General features: G+C 59.5%; 2 protein-coding genes. Both read right to left on the bottom strand.

What is annotated here, in order from left to right; translation table 11 throughout:
• Window positions 1-2,423: TonB-dependent siderophore receptor (locus tag K5905_RS31170; RefSeq protein ID WP_297591601.1), on the bottom strand; the 2,423-nt coding region annotated here is incomplete at its 3' end.
• Window positions 2,424-2,537: 114 nt separating this feature from the next.
• Window positions 2,538-2,733: hypothetical protein (locus K5905_RS31165; RefSeq protein WP_297591600.1), on the bottom strand; the 196-nt coding region annotated here is incomplete at its 5' end.

Raw genomic sequence — 2,733 nt, 5'->3', positions numbered from 1 at the left:
GCCCACAGGGTGCCGCCATCGCCACGATTGACCAGCGAACAGAAGCTCTGATCACCGGTGGCCAAGCACTGAGTCAGCGACTGGTTCGGCGAAACGGTCGAAACCGTGTCTTCCACTTCGATGTCGAAATAGTCAGCCGTGATGGTCAGACCTTCGATGAAGCTCGGCGTGAAGATGAAGCCGATCGTGTACGTGTCGGCCACTTCCGGATCGAGGTTCGGGTTGCCGCCGCCAAGCTGGTTGAACTGACCAGCCGGGTTGTCGGCGATGTTGCCGTACTGAGCCGCCGTCACGCCCGTGTTCTGGCACTGGGCCAGGGTCGCGGACGGGTTGGCGCCAGCGCAAGGGTCATAAAGACCATTCGCGCCTTGGGTCAGATCGAACAGGCCGATCGACTGGTTCGAGAACAGCTCGATCACGTTCGGTGCACGCACCGCACGCTGGTAAGAACCGCGGAAACGCAGATCGTCGATCGGAGCCCACTCGCCAGCAACCTTGTAGGTGTCGGTCGACACGCCGGTGGAGTAATCGGAATAACGGTAAGCCAGCTCGACAGCGAGGACTTCAGCGAACTGAGCGCCTTCGATGATCGGGATCTGGGCTTCACCGAACACTTCCCAGACGTCGGTCGTACCGGAGACGGGAGGAGTCGGACCACCTTGGCCAAAACCATCGCCAGACTGATAGTTGGAGTCAGGCAGGAGGCTCAGGGAGTCACGACGGTATTCAGCACCGAATGCGACGCCAACGCCGGAGGTGGCGAACGGAGACACAAGGCCATAAGCGCCCAGGTCACCAAACATGGAGCCCGAAACCACTTGCTGGGTCACGGTGCCACGCTGAAGAAGCGGGTTGGTGATGTATGCGATCGCAGCCGCAGACGGGGTGCCCGAGAAGATGTTGTACGGCACGCAAGCCGCGTCATCATTGGACGGATCCGCATCAGCGTTCACGGCGCAGACAATGTTGCCAGCGCCATCATCGACAGCATTCAGAGCCAGCGAGGACTTCCGGATGGACAGTTCGTTGTTGTAGTTCTCGGCGAACGAAACGTTCGAATAAGACGCATACACGTCGTAATCAAACGGGCTGTCCGCAACCTGGCCACGCAGACCGACGACGCCACGATAGGTGGTGTGACGGATGTCGGAGTTACGCGAACCGCCTTCAACGTTCCGGCGCAGGATCAGCACGCCTTCAGCCACATCCGTCGGGCCGAGACCGTTCTGGGTGCAGAGGAAGTCAACTTGCTGAGCGGTCAGGAAGGCGTTGTTACAGTTGATGCCGCCGCCTTGACCGGCAACACCGCCGCCAAACACGCCGGACGGCGCGATCTGCGAGTTCGAGGTGTTGTCCATGAAGCTGAGTTCGGCATAGGCGTCAAAATGACGGCTGAACTCATAGTTGATGAACGAACCGACGGTGTAACGCTCGTCAGGACGCTGGTAGAAGTTGAACGGGTTGAAGTTGAACGTATCGGACGTGAAGTCACGGTCGATGAACTGGGAACCGTTGGTGCGGAACCAGCTCTGGAAGTTCGCCAGCGCCGGGTCAGTGCCAAGGTTCAGGAAGTTCGCCGTGGCGTTCGTGGAGGAACCCGAGCAAGAGAATTCGGTGCCGCCATTCTGGGTGCCGAATGCGCAAGCCGAGTAGTCACGGTTCGCCTGGTAGACCGGGTTCACGTTGCGATACGAGATATACGCAGAAGCGTTACCGCGACCGTCCGGGGTGTTCACACCCATGACAGCAGAGATCTCGACCGCTTCGCCGTCAACGACGTTGTCGTCAGGCAGCTTGAACTGGGACGGGTTGCCGGCGGCGTAGCCGCTCACCAGGTCCTGGATCGTCGAGTTTTCGTTGTTGTGCTGATAGAAGCTGTACTGCGTGTCGATGCGCAGGCCTTCGAAATCATCGTCGAGGATGAAGTTCACAACGCCCGTGATCGCGTCCGAACCGTAAACGGCCGATGCGCCGCCGGTCAGAACTTCCACACGCTCGACCAGAGCGCTCGGCACCTGGTTGACGTCAGCCGGAACCGAACGCGGCGAGCCGTAAGGCAGGCGGCGGCCATTCAGCAGAACCAGGTTCCGCTGAGCGCCGAGGCCACGCAGGTTGACTTGCGCGGTGCCGGTGGAACCGTTTGAGATGTTGGAGCCCTGAGCTGCGAAGGCTTGCGGCAGCTGGTTGACCATGTCCTCGACGCGAATCACGCCGCGGCCAGCGATTTCGCTGGCGTCGATGGTGGTCACCGGGCTGGTGGCGACCAGGTTAGCGGACTGAATGCGCGTACCGGTCACCGTAATGGTATCTTCCGAAGCCGCGCTTTCCTCTTCCTGAGCGAATGCCGAAGGTGCCGCGAACGCCATGCCTGACAGCATGGTTGCGCACAGCAGCTTACGAGCCAGTGCTTTGTTTTGAAGCATAAATATCTCCCCGCTTCGTCTGAATAACAAAGCCGCCGCACCTCCCCTTTTTTAGGTGCGAGCGACCGGTACGATGGCGCCCGCACAAATGAATAATGCGGACATAACAGAACCCTATGGCGTCCGACCGAGACCGGTCAACACGCCGTTGAGTATGGACAAGAGATGAACTTTTGATCGTGACAGAAAAATCACATTTGTGACTTCTGATTGCACATATGCAGCGCGGCACGTCTTTTTCTTGTGGTGGCCCGGACACATTTCGCGCCAGCAGCATTCCAGCGCCGGCCCTTGCACCCGGTGGTGGTGA

The organism is Roseibium sp., from assembly GCF_025698965.1.
GTDB lineage: Bacteria > Pseudomonadota > Alphaproteobacteria > Rhizobiales > Stappiaceae > Roseibium.
The sequence above is the reverse complement of the archived record's forward strand: the minus strand, read 5'-3'. Positions and strand labels throughout refer to the sequence as shown.